The following is a 2,091-nucleotide window of genomic DNA, read 5'->3' as shown; positions in this document are numbered from 1 at the left end:
CCCCCCCCCCCCCCCCCCCCCCCCCCCCCCCCCCCCCCCCCCCCCCCCCCCCCCCCCCCCCCCCCCCCCCCCCCCCCCCCCCCCCCCCCCCCCCCCCCGACCCCACCCACCACACCCTGCGCGCCCGCAGGGCGCCAGACACCGAGCCCCCCGGCGCCGGGCGCCAGGCGCCCCACCCCCCTCAGAACAGCCGCAGCTTGTCGTCCTCGATGCCCCGCAGCGCGTCGTAGTCCAGCACCTGGCACCCGATCCCCCGGTCGGTGGCGAGCACCCGCGCCTGCGGCTTGATCTCCTGCGCCGCGAAGATCCCCCGCACAGGCGCCAGATGGGGATCCCGGTTGAGGAGTTCGAGATACCGGGTGAGCTGCTCGACCCCGTCGATCTCCCCCCGCCGCTTGATCTCGATCGCGACGGTCTGCCCCTCCCCGTCCCGGCAGAGGATGTCGACGGGCCCGATGGCGGTCATGTACTCACGCCGGATCAGCGTGTACCCGTCCCCCAACGTCTCGATCCGGTCCGCGAGGAGTTCCTGGAGGTGCGCTTCCACGCCATCCTTGATCAGCCCGGGGTCGACCCCGAGTTCGTGGGACGAGTCGTGGAGGACCTCCTCCATCGTGATGATGAGCTTCTCGCCCGCTTTGTTGACGACCGTCCAGACACCCGCCTCGTCCCCGGCCCCCTCCTTCAACGTACAGGGCGGAGACATCCAGTTGAGCGGCTTGTACGCCCGGTCGTCCGCGTGGATCGAGACGCTGCCGTCGGCCTTGACCAGGATCAGACGGGGCGCGGAGGGCAGGTGGGCGGTGAGGCGGCCCGCGTAGTCGACGGAGCAGCGGGCGATGACGAGACGCATGGGCAGCAACGCTACTCGACACAGGGGCGGCGGTGTGAATCGCCCGTCACAAGCGGGCCGGAACACGAACACGTCCGGTCACGCGCGGTCCCAGGACCGATCAGGCATCGCCGGTTCCTCCCGAATCCCGCGGGATTCCGGTCATTCGCGCGCTGGCTGATTGTCTCCCCGTCCGCAGGGCCCGAAGTAGCCATTCTCCTGGTGCGGCCCCCACCGGTTGCCTACGGTGTGACGGGGAGGTCGCCGTGCGTGTACTCAGAGTGTTGCGGGAGAACCGGCACGGCGGGCTCTCTTTTTTCTGTCCGGCAACCCCTGCGGAAAACGGGGGTGCGAGAGGAGAACCCATGTCGCTCGACGTCTCACCGGCACTGTTGGAACAGGCCGAGCGAGGCGAGGTCGACGAAGCCGAATTCGTCGACTGCGTCCGGACCTCCCTGCCTTACGCGTGGGAGATGATCAGCTCGCTGGTGGCCCAGCTGAAGGTGGACGGCGGAGAGTTCGCCGACAACCAGACGCCGCCGCCCAGCGAGCAGGCTCGCGGACAACTGCTCCGCGCGCTTGCCAGTGACGCGATACGCGGCGCGCTGCAACGGCACTTCGGGGTACGGCTGGCCTTCCAGAACTGCCACAGGGTCGCGGTCTTCCCCCTAGACCCCTCATCAGACGACCGCCTGGCCCGCTTCACCTCGATCCGCGGCCAACTCCTGAACCAGTCCCCGGAACTCCGGGACTGCTGACGGACCACCCCGTTCGCCTGCCGCTCCGGATGCGGGAGACTCAAAAAATCACCCGGACCGGCAGGCGACCGGCACACCCCACCGACCCCGCCCACCCGGCTCCACCCAGCCACACCGCACCACCACCCATCCACACCCGCCCCCTTCACCCACACCCCCACGCCCGCCCGCACCACACCCCAGCGAACCCCGCACCCGCCCCACCCCGCCATCCCAGCCGCGGCCAGCCACGCCGCACCCCCACTCCCCCGCACCGACTCCACCCACCCCACCCAACTACGGCACGCCGCCCCAAGCCGCCCCGCACCCCAGCGCCCCCGCACCCACCCCGCCCAGCTGCGGCAGGCCGCCCCGCACCCGCACCCGCTCCACCCCGCCCACCCAGCTGCGGGCAGTCGTGCCGCTAGGCCGTGTTTTAGGAAAAGCGGGCGGCCATCCATTTGGTGAGGTCGCCTGCGATCCGGTCGACGCTGGTTTCGGTGATGACGTCGTGTTCGCGGC

Annotated in this window: 2 protein-coding genes; one reads left to right on the top strand and one right to left on the bottom strand. The window is 71.2% G+C overall.

The window, feature by feature from the left end; genetic code table 11:
- Positions 1-181 precede the first annotated feature (181 nt).
- Positions 182-853 carry an endonuclease NucS gene (nucS, locus tag PV682_RS43970; RefSeq protein ID WP_055723121.1) on the bottom strand — a complete coding sequence of 224 codons (672 nt, stop codon included), beginning with the start codon at positions 851-853 and terminating at the stop codon, positions 182-184.
- Between the two features lie 344 nt (positions 854-1,197).
- Here nucS and PV682_RS43965 point away from each other — a divergent pair, with 344 nt between their 5' ends.
- Complete coding sequence (locus PV682_RS43965) at positions 1,198-1,590, top strand: SCO5389 family protein (RefSeq protein WP_055723122.1); 393 nt, start codon at positions 1,198-1,200, stop codon at positions 1,588-1,590.
- Positions 1,591-2,091: the final 501 nt, after the last annotated feature.

It is taken from the genome of Streptomyces niveiscabiei (assembly GCF_033794345.1).
Taxonomy (GTDB): Bacteria; Actinomycetota; Actinomycetes; order Streptomycetales; family Streptomycetaceae; genus Streptomyces; species Streptomyces niveiscabiei.
This window is presented reverse-complemented; position numbering and strand designations above follow the sequence as displayed.